The 239-nt window shown below is 50.6% G+C and carries 1 pseudogene; it reads left to right on the forward strand.

Annotation, left to right across the window (positions count from 1 at the left end):
• A pseudogene (locus R0J87_RS24345) lies at positions 1 to 239 on the forward strand (PTS mannitol transporter subunit IIBC); the annotation flags it as partial.

Raw genomic sequence — 239 nt, forward strand, 5'->3', positions numbered from 1 at the left:
GGTAAGATCAAATCCGGTTTTGAGATGCTGGTGAATAACTTCTCCGCAGGCATCATCGGGATGATCCTCGCTATTCTGGCATTCCTCGGCATTGGCCCGATTGTTGAAGCCCTGTCCAAAATGCTGGCTGCGGGCGTTAACTTCATGGTTGTCCATGACATGCTGCCGCTGGCGTCTATCTTTGTTGAACCGGCGAAAATCCTGTTCCTCAACAACGCCATTAACCACGGTATCTTCTC

The sequence above is a fragment of the Halomonas sp. SIMBA_159 genome (assembly GCF_046536035.1).
GTDB lineage: Bacteria > Pseudomonadota > Gammaproteobacteria > Pseudomonadales > Halomonadaceae > Vreelandella > Vreelandella venusta_A.